Below are 14134 nucleotides of genomic sequence, written 5' to 3'. Positions count from 1 at the left end.
TCAGGCGTTGTCGTCGACCGGCCCCTTACGCTGCTCTCGCCGCAGTCTGGCAGCGGCGATGATCTGGAGCTGGCGCTGATCACTGGCCTGGCCCCATTCGACAATCTCATTGAGCAGCCGGCCGCAGCCCAGACACTGCTCGCCATCCAGGCAACACTGGCGCACGCAGGGCGATGGTTGACGGCCGGCAGGCAAGTCTCAGTCCTCGACCTGCAGTTCGATGTCTTCGCCGCTGAACTCGCTCAGCAGGCGACCCAGCAGTTCGCCCAAAGACTCGTCACCGCCGTCATGCTGCCAGCCCTGCCCCGGCTCGAAACCGAAGTGCAGGGTCGTTTCCGGGGTGGCCAGCCACAATTCGCGTGATGCCGGCTGGCGGCCCAGCACCAGACGCGGGCCGTCGTTCAGATGAATCTGCAGGTGACCGTTGTCCTGCTCCATGTCGATATCCAGGCCGCAGTCGTCCAGCGCGTGTTCGAGACGGTCGAGAATCCGGTCAACTTCACGGTGGAACTCGGCTTCGCTCAGTTCATACATATCGTGCTCTCTTCTTGTCCGATAGCAGTCCGGCTCGGGTGCGCCAAGCCGGGCGGCTCGGTATACTGCCGGTTATTATCGTTTTGTCCATAAGGAATTCGTCATGAAGCGTCATATCGCTGCCCTGTTTGCCCTGCTGGTTCTGGCCGGCTGCGGCCAGAAAGGTCCTCTTTATCTGCCCGAAGAAACTGCCGGGCAGCCGCAGGACCCGGCTCGCGAAGAAGTTTCCCAGCAACCGAGCGGGAACTGAGTACACGCGATGACTGCTTTCTCCTATAACAACGGCGAGCTGTTCGCCGAAGCGGTGTCATTGTCGTCGATCGCCGCCCAACATGGCACCCCCTGCTTCGTTTACTCGCGTCAGGCCATCGAGCAAGCCTGGCTGGCCTGGGATCAGGCTCTGGATGGTACCCCGCATCTGGTCTGCTTTGCGGTCAAGGCTAACTCCAACCTGGGTGTGCTGAATGTGCTGGCTCGCCTGGGTGCCGGTTTCGACATCGTTTCCGGTGGTGAGCTGGAACGGGTCCTGGCGGCTGGTGGTGACCCGGCCAAGGTGGTGTTCTCCGGGCTGGGCAAGACCGCCGAGGAAATGCGCCGGGCGCTGCAGGTGGGTATTCACTGCTTCAATGTCGAGTCCGCTGCCGAGCTTGAGCGCTTGCAGCAGGTTGCCGCGGAGCTGGGGGTTAAAGCTCCGGTATCGCTGCGGGTCAACCCGGACGTGGACGCCAAGACCCATCCGTACATCTCCACCGGGCTCAAGGAAAACAAGTTTGGCATCGATATCGCCAAGGCCCCAGAGGTCTACCGCCGCGCGGCCGATCTGCCGAACATCGAGGTCTGCGGGGTCGACTGTCATATTGGCTCGCAACTGACCGACGATACCCCGTTCCTCGATGCACTGGAGCGCTTGCTGGCGCTGATCGACCAACTGGCCGCCGAAGGTATCCGCATCCGCCATCTGGACTTGGGCGGCGGCCTGGGCGTGACCTATCGTGATGAGCAGCCGCCGGCCCCTGGCGACTATCTGGCTAAGGTCCGCGCTCAGCTCAAGGGCCGTGAGCTGGCCCTGCTGTTCGAGCCGGGCCGCTCGATCGTGGCCAACGCGGGCGTCCTGCTGACCCGGGTCAATCTGCTCAAGCCGACCGAGCACAAGGATTTCGCTATCATCGATGCGGCGATGAATGACCTGATTCGCCCGGCCCTGTACAGCGCCTGGATGGGTATCGACCCGGTCAAGCCGCGTAGCGATGTGCCGGCGCGCAACTGGGATATCGTTGGCCCGGTCTGCGAGACTGGTGATTTTCTCGGCAAGGAGCGTGAGCTGGCGCTGGCCGAAGGTGATCTGCTGGCAGTGCGTTCGGCTGGAGCCTATGGTTTTGTCATGAGCTCGAACTACAACACCCGTCCGCGTGCCGCCGAACTGCTGGTCGATGGTGAGCAGGTGCATGTGGTGCGCCGGCGTGAGACCGTCAGCGAACTGTTCGCTGGCGAAAGCCTGCTGCCCGAGGCCTGACATGCTGCTCAAGTTCACCAAGATGCACGGCCTGGGCAACGACTTCATGGTCATCGATCTGGTGACTCAGCACGTCCAGCTGTCACCGAAGCTGATTCGTCAGTGGAGTGATCGGCACTTCGGCATCGGCTTCGACCAATTGTTGGTGGTTGAACCGCCGACCGATCCGGATATGGATTTCCGCTACCGGATCTACAACGCCGACGGAGGCGAAGTCGAGCAGTGCGGCAACGGTGCGCGCTGTTTCGCCCGCTTCGTGCTGGACAAGCGCCTGACCCAGAAAAATCAGATCCGGGTGCAGACCGCCGGTGGCCCGATTGTGTTGCAGGTGCGGGCCGATGGCCAGGTCACGGTCGACATGGGTGCGCCGCGCTTCAGCCCGGCTGAGGTGCCGTTCCAGGCCGATGCTGAAGCGTTGACCTATGCGCTGGATATTGGCGAGCAGTGCCTGGAAGTCTCGACCGTGTCGATGGGCAATCCCCACTGCGTCACCCTGGTCGATGATGTCGAACAGTATCCGGTCGAGCGGGTCGGGCCGTTGGTGGAAAGCCATGTTCGCTTCCCCAAGCGGGTCAATGCTGGTTTCATGCAACTGCTTGATACCCATCACGCGCGCCTGCGGGTGTATGAGCGTGGGGCCGGTGAAACCCTGGCCTGTGGCACCGGAGCCTGCGCCGCCGCCGTGGCCGGGATCCGCCTGGGACACCTGAAGTCGCCGGTGAAAATTCAGTTGCCGGGCGGTACCTTGCATATCGAATGGGCCGGTCCCGGCCAGCCCGTCATGATGACCGGCCCGGCTAGCCGGGTCTACGAGGGGCAGATACGGGTATGAGCGACAAGCCGAAGAGCAGTCAAACCGAACTCGACCCGGCCCAGGTGGCCGAGTTTCTGAAGCGCCACCCGGCGTTTTTTGCCGAATACGATGACCTGCTGCCGGAGCTGATCATACCCCACCAGTCCGGCCAGGCGGTGTCGCTGGTCGAACGCCAGGTCAAGCTGTTGCGTGAGCGCAACATCGAGATGCGTCACCGGCTCAACCAGTTGATGGATGTAGCCCGTGAAAACGACCGCTTGTTCGAGAAGAGCCGGCGTCTGGTGCTTGGCCTGCTCGATGCCCAGAGCCTGGAGCAGGTGATCGCCGGGGTCGAGGACAGCCTGCGTGGCGACTTCCAGGTTCCGTATGTGAGCCTGATCCTGTTCAGCGAATCGGCGCGTTACGCCAACGCCCGCTGCGTCAGCCACGCCCAGGCGCGGGCCGCCATCGGTCATCTGCTCGACAGTGGCAAGACCCTGAGTGGGGTGCTGCGCCCCGATGAGCTGGAATTCCTGTTCGGCGAGGCTGGCACCCTGGTTGCCTCCACGGCCCTGTCACCGATTCAGCACCAGGGGCTGCACGGCGTGCTGGCGCTCGGCAGCCCGGATGCCCACCACTACAAAAGCGCGACCGGCACGCTGTTTCTGGGCTATGTCGCTGACGCTCTGGCTCGGGTGCTGGTGCGCCAGCGGCCGCTGGCCGACGAACCCCAGGTGTCATGATCAGCCCGGCGCTGCAGGCGGCTCTGGAAGGCTTTCTCGGCCATTTGGCCCATGAACGGCAATTGTCACCCCGGACTCTGAGCGCCTATCGGCATGATCTTGAGGGTCTGGCGCGCTTTGCCACCGAGCAGGGTCTGCAGCACTGGTCCGCGCTGCACGAGCAGCAACTACGGCTGTTCGTGGCCCGCCAGCATCAGGCCGGCTTGTCGGGTCGCAGTTTGCAGCGCCTGCTCAGTGCGGTGCGCAGTTTCTACCGCTACCTGCTGCGTGAGCGGCTGTGCCGGCATAACCCGGCCGTTGATCTGCGCGCGCCCAAGAGCCCGCGCAAGCTGCCAAAGACTCTGGATGCCGATCTGACCGCACGGCTGCTGGACGGCCCGAGTGAGGACGACTGGCTGGCCTGCCGCGATCTGGCCATGCTCGAGCTGTTCTATTCCTCCGGCCTGCGGCTGTCGGAACTGGCGGGTCTGCAGCTGAGTGATCTGGATCTGGCCGCAGGCGAGGTTCGGGTTCTGGGCAAGGGCGGTAAAACCCGGATCTTGCCGGTTGGCCGGCTGGCCCGCGAAGCGCTGCAGCAGTGGCTTAAGTCCCGGCCGAGCCTGGCTGGCGACAGCCAGCCGCTGTTCGTCAGCCAGCGGGGTAGCGGTCTGACACCGCGGGCGATTCAGTTGCGGGTTCGCCGCTGGGGCGTCAATCAGCTCGGTCAGCACCTGCATCCACACATGTTGCGTCACTCCTTCGCCAGCCATATGCTGGAATCTTCCAGCGACCTGCGGGCGGTGCAGGAGCTGCTCGGCCATGCCGACATCAGCACCACCCAGGTCTACACGCACCTGGACTTTCAGCATCTGGCCCAGGTCTACGATCAGGCCCATCCACGGGCCAAGCGCAAGAGTACGGATAACCACTGATCATGCTGCAACTGGTGACCTTCGATCTGGACAACACCCTGTGGGAAACCGAAAGCGTGGTTGCGGCCGCCGAGCAGACCCTGCTGGTCTGGCTGGCACGGCAGGCCCCGCTGTTCGCTCAACGGCTGGACGCCGAGGCCCGCAAGGCCTTGCGTCGTGAGGTGCTGGAGCGTGATCCAGAGCTGCGCCACAGAGTGACGGCGCTGCGCGTTGCAGTACTCGAGCATGGTCTGCGCAAGGCCGGCTATCCGGTCGAAGAGGCGCAGGAGTTGGCCCTGGCCGGTTTTCAGGTGTTTCTCGATGCCCGCCATGCGGTCGAGCTATTTCCCCATGCCGAGGCGCTGTTGGCTGATCTGGCCAGTCGTTATGCGCTGGCGACCATTTCCAATGGCAATGCCGATGTGCGCCGGCTTGGGCTGGCGAAATACTTCCAGGCGATTGTCTCGGCCGACGAGGTAGGCATCAGCAAACCTCAGCCCGAGCCCTTCCTGGCCGCGCTGCAACGGGTTGGGGTCGAGCCGGGTCGGGCGTTGCACGTTGGCGACCACCCGCAAGACGATATCTTCGGTGCTCAGGGGGTGGGCATGCATAGCCTGTGGTTCAACCGCCTGGGGAGCGACTGGCCAGATCTGCCAAGGCCGGATGGTGAAGTGCGCTGTCTGGGGGAAATTGCCGGGTGGATTGAACGCTATAAACCCAGCTAGGGAATTGCTGGGCTGGCACTGCAAGGGCTACGGTGTTGAGCCCTTGCAATCGCCAGATTCACCGTTTCAGATCGGTCGACTACCGTACTTGCTGTCAGGCTTTTTCGGCGGATCGGAGACTACGTTGTCGCCAATCTCCTGAACCTTGCCGCCACGGGCCATGAACTCTTCGATCTGGCGAGCCAGCATCTCACGCTCACGGGCCTTGGCCTCCAGAGAGACACCTTCAAGCTCGTCTTCTTCGGCTGCTTTCTTGCGGCCCTTGCTGCTGGAGCTGGCTGCCGGCTCGTCATCATCGGTTTCGGGCAGATCATCGACATCGCTGTCGTCTACGCCGTCGATGTCATCGTCTTCAATATCGTCGTCACTCATCCCAAATGCCTCCCGGGGAAAACACGCTATATATAGCGCAACAGAGGGATTTGGCTAGTAGCTTGGTGAAAAATTTTCGGTTTGCAGGGCTTGTCCCCAATACAGGGCTATAGCGGAGCTCCCTCGCTCAGGCGTGCCAGTTGCTCAAGGTCGGTTTGTACCCCGGAGGTCTCCCGGATGCGGTTCAGGATTTCGCGTTTGAGGGCGATGAATTCCAGCTCTAGCTTCATGTCCTGATGCCGCACCTTTGGCAACGGCACCTCGTAGATGCTGTCGATCCGGCCAGGCTGGGGTGCCATCAGCACAATCCGGGTGCCAAGGTAGATCGCCTCCTCCACATCATGGGTGACGAACAGGATGGTGCTTTTTTCCAGCCGGTGTACGTGCAGAATCAGGTCGTGCATCACTTCGCGGGTCTGCGCGTCCAGCGCGCCGAACGGCTCGTCCATCAGCAGAAAATCCGGTCGCGGCATCAGCGCGCGAGCAATCGCCACCCGTTGCTGCATGCCGCCGGACAGTTGGCTGGGATAGGCGCCTGCAAAGTTCTGCAGGCCCATCAGGCTCAGCAATGCGTCTGCCCGGCCGCTGGCGACTTCAACATCGGACTGACTGTGCACGGTGTCGGCAATCACTTTGAGCTGGCGGCAGAACTTGATATTCCCGGTTACCGTCAGCCAGGGGTAGAGACTGTAATGCTGGAACACCATGGCGCGGTCCACGCCGGGGCCGTCGATGGGCTCGCCCCGCAGCAGGATGTCGCCTGTACTGTGGGTTTCCAGCCCGGCCATGATACGCAGTAAGGTGGATTTGCCGCAGCCGGAAGCGCCGACAAAGGTGATGAATTCGTTGGGCTGCACTTCAAGATTGACGTTGCGCAGCGCTTCGATGGTCTGGTTGCGGGCTTCAAACTGTTTGCCCAGATCACGAATGCTGATACAGGACTGGTTCATGAGCTTACCTCGTCTGCCAGTGGAATGCGCGGCGACCCAGCCAGCGGAACGCCTGGTCGGTCAACAGACCAATCAGACCAATCAGCAGGATGCCGGCGAAAATTTTGTCGGTATGCATGTAGCGCTGGGCGCGCAGAATGGCGTACCCCAGTCCTGAATTGGAGGCCACCAGTTCGGCCACTACCAGATAGGTCCAGGCCCAGCCGCAGGTGATGCGCAGGGTATCGAGCAGTGCCGGGCGAGCCGATGGCAGTATCACCAGACGAATGATTTCGCTGCGGGTGGCTCCCATCGTTTGCGCGGCCTCGATCTGCGCCATTGGTACCCGGCGAATGTCTTCGGCGGCCATCAGCACCATCTGGAAGAAGGTGCCGATGAAAATGATCAGAATCTTCGAGCCCTCGCCAATCCCGACCCAGAGCATGACCAGCGGGATGAATGCCACCGCCGGCATGTAGCGGATAAAGTCGATCAAGGGCTCCAGGGTTGCCTGCACTGGTTTGTAGGTACCCAGATACAGACCCAATGGCAGCGCGATGATGGCCGAGATGAGAAACCCAGCCATAACCCGATAGACACTGATCCAGATGTCATTCCAGAGACCGTCTTGCTGCCACCAGTTGATCACCCGTTCCAGCACGGCATCAGGACTGGGCATGAACAGTGGGTCGTTCAGGCCCAGCGCAGTGTAAAGCCACCAGATGAAAAAGGGAGCGGCCAGGCCAAGGGCGCTCAGTAATGCACCGGTCCGTGGCGGCAGGCTGCCGCGTACGACCCACCAGCGCGAACGGGTTTTGCGCTTGGCCGCAGCCGTGCGGGTTTCAGGTGTAGGGGCTGGTGCATTCATACCAGTGTCTCCTTAGTCAGATCCTGCAGGCGGGGCACGGGGGCTGGCTGCCAGCCGTTTTCAGGGGGATGAGTGCCGAGCCAGGCGACCGGCAACGCATCCCAGCGCTCGGGGTCAGCCGCTACGGAAAACAGGCCGCCGGTCGCGGCCGGTAGGGTACTGCAGAGAATTTGCCAGGGGCGCTCACCACCCTTGATGCGACCAAAGGTCAGCTCGCAGCCAAGCAGGTGTTCGGCGTTGCGGGCGCAGTCGAACTGCAGGTATTCCAGCAGCGAGCGACCACGGCCGAGGCGCTGTGGGCGATCAGCGGCGAACATGAAGTAGTCACCGGCGCGCAGCAGGCAGGCCTGCCGCCCCGAGCCGTCAGAGCTCTGCAGCCAGAGTTCGGCCAAAGCGCCGCGCGAGTCCGGCAGCCGCTGCCAGATTTCCAGATAGCTGTCGTCCAGCGCGGTCTCATGCACCACTTCACTGCTGACGAACTGCATGTTGCCGATATCGCTGCCGCTGTCGGGGTGAAAGTCGATGATCCTATGCCACTGGCAACGGCCGAGACTCGCTTCGGTCAGCCCGGCAAAACCCGCCTGAGCGACGCGCTCAAGCGGCAGCTTTGGCATCGGATCGGGTATGCGCAGATCCGCGTGCAGATGCGCGCTCTGCAGCCAGAACACGCGGGTGGTGGTGTCTTCCGTGCCGTCCGACAGGCGCAGCAAGGTGCGCTGCCAGACGCCGTGATAGGCCTCGGGAACCGCTTTCATGCGTGGTACTCCGGGAAACGTTTGAGGGTGCGCCAGAACGCCATATCGTGGTTTGGCCAGAGTTCGGCGCCGGTCTCACCGGCAATGCGCTTGAGCTTGCGAATGCTGTCCAGCGCCATGTCCTCGCGGTCGCGCCAGCACAGACCGGGAGCGATCTCGTCGTCGAGGTTTTCGCTCAGGTCGGCGGCATCACCGGTGAGAATCACCGGCGCGCCGGTCGGCAGTTCGATCATCAATGACATGTGCCCGGCGGTGTGACCCGGCGTGTTGATCGCCCGCAGCCCAGGCAACAGATCGTACTCGTCCTGCTGCAGACGCCAGCGTACATTGCCGGCAAAATCATCGGCGAAGTAGGCGTCGTCGGCTGGTTCGCGGGCAGCGTGCAGTTCGTCTTCGTGCACGTGCACTTCGGCGCCACAAACGTCGCACAGGCCACCGGCGTGATCAAAGTGCAGGTGGCTGAGAAACACCATGTCGATGTCCTTGCAGGTCAGCCCGAGCTTGGCCAGATGCGCTTCGAGCCGCTGCTCTTCGCTCATTTGCGGCGGCCCCATCGGGAACGCCTCCGGGTCATACCAGCGAGCACGCAGCGCCGGATCGCTGAGCTTGTTGTAGTCGCAGCCGACGTCGAACAGCACCCGCCCCTGCTTCGTTTCGATCAGGAAGGCCAGAATCGGCGCCTCGATCTGTACGCCGTGGCCGCGACCGCGGGTCGAGATCGACTTGTCGTAGTGGTGGGTCGCGGTCAGCAGCGGCCAGAGTTTCTGCACCTGGGTCATGCAGCCTCCCGCAGCGCGCTGAGCAGCGCGGCACTGTCACAGACCTCGCCGAAGATGCCACCCTCGACGCTGATCATCGCCAGTGCCGCGGTGTGCAGCTCCGGATGCGCGGACGCGCAGGCGTCGCTAACGGTCAGGCAATTGAAGCCGCGGTCGATGGCGCTGCGTAGGGTTGAGCTGACGCAGACCTCGGTGGTCACGCCGGTGATGATCAGGCTGTCGATACCGCGGGTGCGCAGAATCAGCTCCAGGTCGGTGGCAGCGAAGGCGCAGTAGCCGGGCTTGTCGATCACCGGCTCACCGACCTGCGGCTGCAGCTCGTCGATCAGGTCATGGCCGTACTCTCCGCGTACCAGCAGCCGACCCAAAGGGCCCGGCGCGCCAATCGGTGCTCCGCTGCGTTCAGCGCGCACACGCTTCCAGTCAGGCAGGTCGGACAGGTCACTGCGGTGCCCTTCACGGGTGTGTACCACCAACATCCCTGCTGCCCGCGCCGCCGCCAGCAGCCGCTGCTGGGTCGGGATCGGCGCGCGTAGGCACTGAATATCCAGCCCGGCCTGATCGGCATAGCCACCGGGGGCACAGAAATCACGCTGCATGTCGATCAGCAGCAGCGCGGTTCGGGATGGCTGCAGCGTCAGCATCTCAGGCCTCCAGCTTGAATTCACGACGCACGGCAGCGGTGATGCCGGTGACGATGTCATCAGCCATGCGCGCGCCCTTCTCGGCGGTCGAGCCCCGCGCCGAGGAAAGCACCCCGGATGGCGGCACCCACTCGGTGCGGGTCGGGTACATATCGTAGGGTGGAAAGTCCGCTGGCGGGTCGTTCGGGATCTGCTCAAGGCTGACCAGATGGGGCAGGTAGTGCAGCATCAACGAGGTCTCGATCACTGCCGCGTGTTCCAGCGCAAAGCCGGGGAAGCCGTCGGGAAAGATGTCATCCAGGGTCTCTTCGCGGCAGAAGTCCCAGTGCTCAAGGCGCATCACCTCAAGGTCACAGGCCGGGCCCAGCTCGCGCAACGCCAGCTGGATGCCCTCGGTGACGAACCAGGTGTTTTCGTAGTGTCCGAGCACCAGCACCAGTCGCTTGACACCATGACGGGCGAATTCGCGCACCGCATCCTGCACCAGCGCGATCAGGGTTGCGCCATCAAGACTGGTGGTGCCGCAGAAGTGTTGGCCGCCGCCGCACTTGGGCTGCGACTTGTAGCCGTAGGCCAGTGCCGGAGCGACAATTCCGCCGATCTGAGCGGCTACATCAGCGCTCAGTGCGGTTGACAGCAGGGCATCGGTACCCAGCGGCAGATGCGGACCGTGCTGTTCGGTGGCGCCGCAGGGCAGAAGCACCACCGCGCCCTGCTCTACACGCTGCTGGTACTCTACCCAGCTAATCTGATCCATGTAGACGCTTGTCATCACATTGCTCCTCTGTACCCTCAAGTGGTTTGCATTCCGGCCAGTCGGCCATTACGGCCAGGCCAATCAGCGATGCTCCCAGACAGGTGGGTTACTCCGTACAAGGTGCCGAGTGTTAGGAGCAGCTCGGGACGGAACATCAGCCACCCATCCAGGCACCGCCGTTGGCGCCTAAAACCTGGCCGGTAAAAAAACTCGCGGCGGGTGAAAGTAAAAAGCAGACGGCGGCTGCAATTTCCTCTGGTCGACCGAGCCGTGCGGCCGGGATCGCCAGTTCCCTGGCAATCCACTCTTGGCTCATGTGTTCCAGCGAAATCATCGCGGTTTCCACCGGTCCGGGGGCGACCGCGTTAATGCGAATCTGCGGCGCGAATTCGCGGGCCAGTGATTTGGTCAGGCCGATCACGCCTGCTTTGGCCGTGCAATAGGCCACGTAGTTTTCCCGGCCCAGTTGGCCCAGCTCTGAGGCAATATTGACGATGCTGCCAGTGCCGGTAGTGGTCATGCCTGCCAGTGCCTGGCGGCAACACCGGTACACTCCGTCCAGATCGATCGCCATGATCCGCCGCCAGTCGTCCTCGCTGGTCTCCAGAAAGCTCTGTTCCTGAATGATCCCGGCGTTGTTGACCAGGCCGTGCAATGTGCCGGCGCTGGTGATGCGGGCAAACATTTCCTCGACCGCATCGGGGTGGCTGATATCGGCCTCAATTGCCGTGGCCAGGCCGCCCGTTGCATGAATTTGGCTGACCAGTGCGGCACTGGCATCGGCCTGGTCAAGATGATTGATCCAGACCTCCGCTCCTTGCCTGGTCAGCATCAACGCACAGGCCCGGCCAATGCCGGTCGCTGCGCCGGTGACCAGGATGCGCTGGCCGGTTAAATCGACTGTCAGCATCAGTGCATGACCTCCCCACGGCTGACCACAATGGCCTGCCCGGTAATGGCAGCCGATACCGGGGCGCCAAGAAACAGAAAGGTGCCAGCCAGGTCCGCCGGTGTCAGCAGATGAGGAATGGCCTGTGCTGCCAGAATGTGCTTCAGCTCTTCGGCCTCGGAGCGTCCGCTTTTCCGGGCCATGCTGCGCAGCGAGGCAAAGGCTGCCTCGGTACCGACCCAGCCGGGGCAAACCGCGTTGACCCGTATGCCCTGCCCTCCCAGTTCCCAGGCTAGTGAACGGGTCAAGCCGATCACCGCATGCTTGCTGGCGACGTAGGCGGAAAATCCGGCCACTGCGCTTAGGCCCCAGATCGAGGACTGGTTGATTACGCTGCTGCCTTCACCAAGCAGTGGCAGCACTGCACGGGTCAGGCGCAGCATCGATACCACGTTATTGTCGAGCTGCAGCTGCCAGCGTTGGTTGGCGTCCGGTGCAGGATCCTGAACCGGAGTTGGCAGTTCAATGCCGGCATTGTTGATCAGCACATCGATCCGACTCAGGCGCTGGCGCAGTTGTGTGGCGTAATCGCTGACTGCAAGGTCGTCGTTCAGATCCACTGCGTGGCCGCGAACCTGAGTGAGCGCCGACAGTTGTTCGAGCGTACCCGCCAGCGCCTGGACATTGCGGTCGATCAGCTCCAGCTTTGCTCCTTGGGCCGCAAAGGCTTGCGCCAGGCCCAGGCCAATACCACTGGCCGCACCGCTGATCAGTACCGTCCGACCCTGATAATCCAGTGTCTGCATGGTTAAACCGCCGTCAGAAAGGACACGCCCACAGCACCGTAGAAGTTTTCGGCACGCCTGGGCCCATCAACGAACTCACCGTAGTCATCATTGACTACCCGACGCAGGCGATGACGGTGAAAACTGCTGAGCAGTTCAGCCATAGGTACGACTTGGCGGTAGCCATCGCCGTACAGTTCCTGATGCAGTTTGGGCAGGCGATACCAGGGCGCTACAGGTTTTTCATGGTGGGCGTTATGGAAAGAGAAGTTGAGCAGCAGCAGGTTGAGTGCCGGCCAGCGCAGTGACACCACATTGCTGAAGGTGTTGAGCTGCTCGTAGGTCCGGTCACGCAGCTTGTCGGCCGGGATCTTGCCATCATCTTCCAGTACCGCGACAGCGTCATAGGTATGCTGGTAGGCATCGGCAAAGCGCAATACTGTGATCATGATCAGCCAGGCCGCGCAGTAGAGTACCAGGGCGCTGGGGGACAGCCAGCCGAGCAGGGCGAACAGCACACTGCGGGTCAATATGATGGCCAATACTTTGCCACGCCGGGCCCGGTGTTTTTCGCTCTGGCTGATAAATGGCATCAGTACCACATAAAAATGCATGATCAGCTCGACCGCAGGTACGTAGGCCCATTCCAGCGCCAGAATCAGCTTGCGTACCCAGCCCGGCAGAGCGTTGATGAACACCTTGCTGTCGAAGGTGATGACATCGGCGCGATCAACGTGATGGCGCATGTGCTTGCGCCGCAGATCCTGAAAATCGGCGTAGCAGCCGCCGGTCAGCCAACTGAACAGCTCGCCGGCCCGGCTATTGTGAACGGGCTTGCTGAAGATGGTGCCATGTGCAAACTCATGAATCAGATAGGCGCCAATGATCATGGCATGGGCCAGCAGCAGCATGCCGGGCAGCTTCAGCCACCAGCTTGGCTGGAGTAACAGGGCGAGACCCAGGATATAGCCGCCCAGACCATAGGCCATTGCCAGACTGTTCGGCAGCAGGCCGTCAGCGTAACGGAATAAGGGTTTGCTCTTGGACATGGAGTTATCACCTTGTTTGAGCCTGGGCGACCACGGCCGCCCGGGCGAGTGTTACTCGGTCAGTGCCTTGACGAAACTGGCGTCGTAGGTGGCGGAAAAGTCGGGAATAGCTGGGATCTGCCGGTTATTCAGCAGCAGTTCGGCAATCACAGCGCCGCTCCCGTAGAACGACAGGGTTGAGTCGGACGGCTCAAAGTTTGCGGCCATCTCGGTCAGAGGGATGTTGTAGACTCCTTCCATCTGTTCAATGGCTTCGGCGGCACTGACACCCAGCACCTCACCGATGATGGCTGCTGACTCTTCGGGATTGGCCTGCATGTAGTCGAGGCCAGCCTGGTAGCCCTGGATCATGGCGCTAATGGCCTTGCCGCGTTGATTGATCACCCGCTCGTCGAAAACCAGCACATCGGTGATCAGACCTGGAGCGTCCTTGGAGGAATAGATCACATGAAAGCGTTCACCTGAGCCCATGTTGAGAATCTGCGATACGTTGGGCTCATAGGTCACGCCAACTGGCAGGCTGCCGGATGCCATAGCAGAGGGAATACCTTCAGGGGTCATATTGATTGGGCGAATATCGGCCTCGCTCAAGTCATGGGTTTGCAGTGCGTAGGCCAGCAGAAAGTCGGAGGGTGACAGTGGGTTGTAGCCAATCGTCTTGCCTTTGAAGTCGGCAATCGAGGTGATCGATTTGTCGGCTACGATGGCATCGCCACCATTGGAGAAGTCGATGGGCATGACGACACGGTGTTTGAGACCCTTGGCGACCGAGCCCACGACCTGATCATAGGTCAGCATGCCCCCGTCCAGGGCTCGGCCAGCCATTGCCGAAGGAATCAGTGCGGGATCGTTGAAGAATTGCAGTTCGACCTTGAGCCCCAGGTCTTTGTATAGGTCGAGTTTGTCAGCGACATAGAAAGGCCCATAGCCAGCCCAGACCACAGTGCCAATTTTCAGGGTTTCGATGGCCTGAGCAGCCAGAGGCATCAGGGTGGTTGTGGCAGCCAGGGTGATGCCGGCCAGTGTCTTGCGCAGAGATCCAAGCATGGGTGCGGTCATGGTAATCACTCCTACACAGTGAGAAAAAAGTACGGGTGACTGCGTCGTCA

At 61.9% G+C, this 14134-nt stretch carries 19 protein-coding genes; 6 read left to right on the top strand and 13 right to left on the bottom strand.

The window, feature by feature from the left end:
* Together BVH74_RS04485 and cyaY are read right to left on the bottom strand one after the other, a co-directional pair.
* Window positions 1–195 carry a DUF1289 domain-containing protein gene (locus BVH74_RS04485; protein ID WP_080048908.1) on the bottom strand — a complete coding sequence of 65 codons (195 nt, stop codon included), beginning with the start codon at window positions 193–195 and terminating at the stop codon, window positions 1–3.
* 3 nt (window positions 196–198) lie between these two features.
* Window positions 199–534: an iron donor protein CyaY gene (cyaY, locus tag BVH74_RS04480; protein WP_080048907.1), complete on the bottom strand. Its 336-nt coding sequence runs from the start codon at window positions 532–534 to the stop codon at window positions 199–201.
* A 103-nt stretch (window positions 535–637) separates the two neighbouring features.
* On the opposite strand from cyaY, the gene lptM reads away from it, so the two are divergent.
* From lptM to BVH74_RS04450, 6 genes are read left to right on the top strand one after another with little or no spacing between them, the layout of a single operon-like run.
* Window positions 638–784 (top strand): LPS translocon maturation chaperone LptM, encoded by a 147-nt coding sequence (gene lptM, locus BVH74_RS04475; protein WP_080048906.1) that lies wholly within the window; start codon window positions 638–640, stop codon window positions 782–784.
* A gap of 9 nt (window positions 785–793) precedes the next feature.
* Window positions 794–2047 carry a diaminopimelate decarboxylase gene (gene lysA, locus BVH74_RS04470; RefSeq protein WP_080048905.1) on the top strand — a complete coding sequence of 418 codons (1254 nt, stop codon included), beginning with the start codon at window positions 794–796 and terminating at the stop codon, window positions 2045–2047.
* 1 nt (window position 2048) lies between these two features.
* Window positions 2049–2879, top strand: a complete 831-nt coding sequence (dapF, locus tag BVH74_RS04465; protein WP_080048904.1) for a diaminopimelate epimerase — start codon at window positions 2049–2051, stop codon at window positions 2877–2879.
* A complete protein-coding gene (locus tag BVH74_RS04460) occupies window positions 2876–3583 on the top strand; it encodes a DUF484 family protein (protein ID WP_080048903.1) in 708 nt (235 codons plus the stop codon). Before dapF ends, BVH74_RS04460 begins: the two co-directional genes overlap by 4 nt.
* Before the next feature lie 11 nt (window positions 3584–3594).
* Window positions 3595–4494: a tyrosine recombinase XerC gene (gene xerC / locus BVH74_RS04455; RefSeq protein WP_080051618.1), complete on the top strand. Its 900-nt coding sequence runs from the start codon at window positions 3595–3597 to the stop codon at window positions 4492–4494.
* Window positions 4495–4496: 2 nt separating this feature from the next.
* Window positions 4497–5198, top strand: a complete 702-nt coding sequence (locus tag BVH74_RS04450; protein ID WP_080048902.1) for an HAD family hydrolase — start codon at window positions 4497–4499, stop codon at window positions 5196–5198.
* A 66-nt stretch (window positions 5199–5264) separates the two neighbouring features.
* Here BVH74_RS04450 and BVH74_RS04445 read toward each other — a convergent pair whose 3' ends face one another.
* The 11 genes from BVH74_RS04445 to BVH74_RS04395 form a co-directional block, all read right to left on the bottom strand.
* On the bottom strand, window positions 5265–5570 hold the full coding sequence (locus BVH74_RS04445) for a hypothetical protein (protein ID WP_080048901.1): 306 nt from the start codon (window positions 5568–5570) through the stop codon (window positions 5265–5267).
* A gap of 107 nt (window positions 5571–5677) precedes the next feature.
* Complete coding sequence (locus tag BVH74_RS04440; RefSeq protein ID WP_080048900.1) at window positions 5678–6520, bottom strand: ABC transporter ATP-binding protein; 843 nt, start codon at window positions 6518–6520, stop codon at window positions 5678–5680.
* 4 nt (window positions 6521–6524) lie between these two features.
* On the bottom strand, window positions 6525–7367 hold the full coding sequence (locus tag BVH74_RS04435) for an ABC transporter permease (RefSeq protein ID WP_080048899.1): 843 nt from the start codon (window positions 7365–7367) through the stop codon (window positions 6525–6527).
* Entirely contained in the window at window positions 7364–8122 is a 759-nt protein-coding gene (locus BVH74_RS04430) for a hypothetical protein (protein ID WP_080048898.1), read from the bottom strand. The genes BVH74_RS04435 and BVH74_RS04430 overlap by 4 nt, the downstream gene beginning before the upstream one ends.
* Window positions 8119–8901, bottom strand: coding sequence for an N-acyl homoserine lactonase family protein (locus BVH74_RS04425; protein ID WP_080048897.1), 783 nt, complete (start codon window positions 8899–8901; stop codon window positions 8119–8121). The genes BVH74_RS04430 and BVH74_RS04425 overlap by 4 nt, the downstream gene beginning before the upstream one ends.
* Complete coding sequence (locus tag BVH74_RS04420) at window positions 8898–9545, bottom strand: cysteine hydrolase family protein (RefSeq protein WP_205890216.1); 648 nt, start codon at window positions 9543–9545, stop codon at window positions 8898–8900. The genes BVH74_RS04425 and BVH74_RS04420 overlap by 4 nt, the downstream gene beginning before the upstream one ends.
* A gap of 1 nt (window position 9546) precedes the next feature.
* Entirely contained in the window at window positions 9547–10317 is a 771-nt protein-coding gene (locus BVH74_RS04415) for a creatininase (protein ID WP_080048895.1), read from the bottom strand.
* A gap of 139 nt (window positions 10318–10456) precedes the next feature.
* The gene (locus tag BVH74_RS04410; protein WP_080048894.1) at window positions 10457–11212 is read right to left on the bottom strand and encodes an SDR family NAD(P)-dependent oxidoreductase; all 756 of its coding nucleotides are present in this window, start codon (window positions 11210–11212) and stop codon (window positions 10457–10459) included.
* Complete coding sequence (locus BVH74_RS04405; RefSeq protein ID WP_080048893.1) at window positions 11212–11997, bottom strand: SDR family NAD(P)-dependent oxidoreductase; 786 nt, start codon at window positions 11995–11997, stop codon at window positions 11212–11214. Before BVH74_RS04405 ends, BVH74_RS04410 begins: the two co-directional genes overlap by 1 nt.
* A 2-nt stretch (window positions 11998–11999) precedes the next feature.
* Window positions 12000–13025 carry a fatty acid desaturase family protein gene (locus BVH74_RS04400; RefSeq protein WP_080048892.1) on the bottom strand — a complete coding sequence of 342 codons (1026 nt, stop codon included), beginning with the start codon at window positions 13023–13025 and terminating at the stop codon, window positions 12000–12002.
* A 51-nt stretch (window positions 13026–13076) separates the two neighbouring features.
* Entirely contained in the window at window positions 13077–14084 is a 1008-nt protein-coding gene (locus tag BVH74_RS04395; protein ID WP_231705566.1) for an ABC transporter substrate-binding protein, read from the bottom strand.
* Between the last annotated feature and the right edge of the window lie 50 nt (window positions 14085–14134).

Source organism: Halopseudomonas phragmitis (genome assembly GCF_002056295.1).
Taxonomy (GTDB): domain Bacteria; phylum Pseudomonadota; class Gammaproteobacteria; order Pseudomonadales; family Pseudomonadaceae; genus Halopseudomonas; species Halopseudomonas phragmitis.
Note: the sequence above shows the minus strand (reverse complement) of the source record. Positions and strands in the feature narration are given on the sequence as shown.

Bases quoted from the DNA above. Each gene is read 5' to 3' on its own strand.
- cyaY (WP_080048907.1), bottom strand. From the start codon at position 534: ATGTATGAACTGAGCGAAGCCGAGTTCCACCGTGAAGTTGACCGGATT.
- lptM (WP_080048906.1), top strand. From the start codon at position 638: ATGAAGCGTCATATCGCTGCCCTGTTTGCCCTGCTGGTTCTGGCCGGC.
- lysA (WP_080048905.1), top strand. From the start codon at position 794: ATGACTGCTTTCTCCTATAACAACGGCGAGCTGTTCGCCGAAGCGGTG.
- dapF (WP_080048904.1), top strand. From the start codon at position 2,049: ATGCTGCTCAAGTTCACCAAGATGCACGGCCTGGGCAACGACTTCATG.
- BVH74_RS04460 (WP_080048903.1), top strand. From the start codon at position 2,876: ATGAGCGACAAGCCGAAGAGCAGTCAAACCGAACTCGACCCGGCCCAG.
- BVH74_RS04450 (WP_080048902.1), top strand. From the start codon at position 4,497: ATGCTGCAACTGGTGACCTTCGATCTGGACAACACCCTGTGGGAAACC.
- BVH74_RS04445 (WP_080048901.1), bottom strand. From the start codon at position 5,570: ATGAGTGACGACGATATTGAAGACGATGACATCGACGGCGTAGACGAC.
- BVH74_RS04440 (WP_080048900.1), bottom strand. From the start codon at position 6,520: ATGAACCAGTCCTGTATCAGCATTCGTGATCTGGGCAAACAGTTTGAA.
- BVH74_RS04435 (WP_080048899.1), bottom strand. From the start codon at position 7,367: ATGAATGCACCAGCCCCTACACCTGAAACCCGCACGGCTGCGGCCAAG.
- BVH74_RS04430 (WP_080048898.1), bottom strand. From the start codon at position 8,122: ATGAAAGCGGTTCCCGAGGCCTATCACGGCGTCTGGCAGCGCACCTTG.
- BVH74_RS04425 (WP_080048897.1), bottom strand. From the start codon at position 8,901: ATGACCCAGGTGCAGAAACTCTGGCCGCTGCTGACCGCGACCCACCAC.
- BVH74_RS04420 (WP_205890216.1), bottom strand. From the start codon at position 9,545: ATGCTGACGCTGCAGCCATCCCGAACCGCGCTGCTGCTGATCGACATG.
- BVH74_RS04415 (WP_080048895.1), bottom strand. From the start codon at position 10,317: ATGACAAGCGTCTACATGGATCAGATTAGCTGGGTAGAGTACCAGCAG.
- BVH74_RS04410 (WP_080048894.1), bottom strand. From the start codon at position 11,212: ATGCTGACAGTCGATTTAACCGGCCAGCGCATCCTGGTCACCGGCGCA.
- BVH74_RS04405 (WP_080048893.1), bottom strand. From the start codon at position 11,997: ATGCAGACACTGGATTATCAGGGTCGGACGGTACTGATCAGCGGTGCG.
- BVH74_RS04400 (WP_080048892.1), bottom strand. From the start codon at position 13,025: ATGTCCAAGAGCAAACCCTTATTCCGTTACGCTGACGGCCTGCTGCCG.
- BVH74_RS04395 (WP_231705566.1), bottom strand. From the start codon at position 14,084: ATGACCGCACCCATGCTTGGATCTCTGCGCAAGACACTGGCCGGCATC.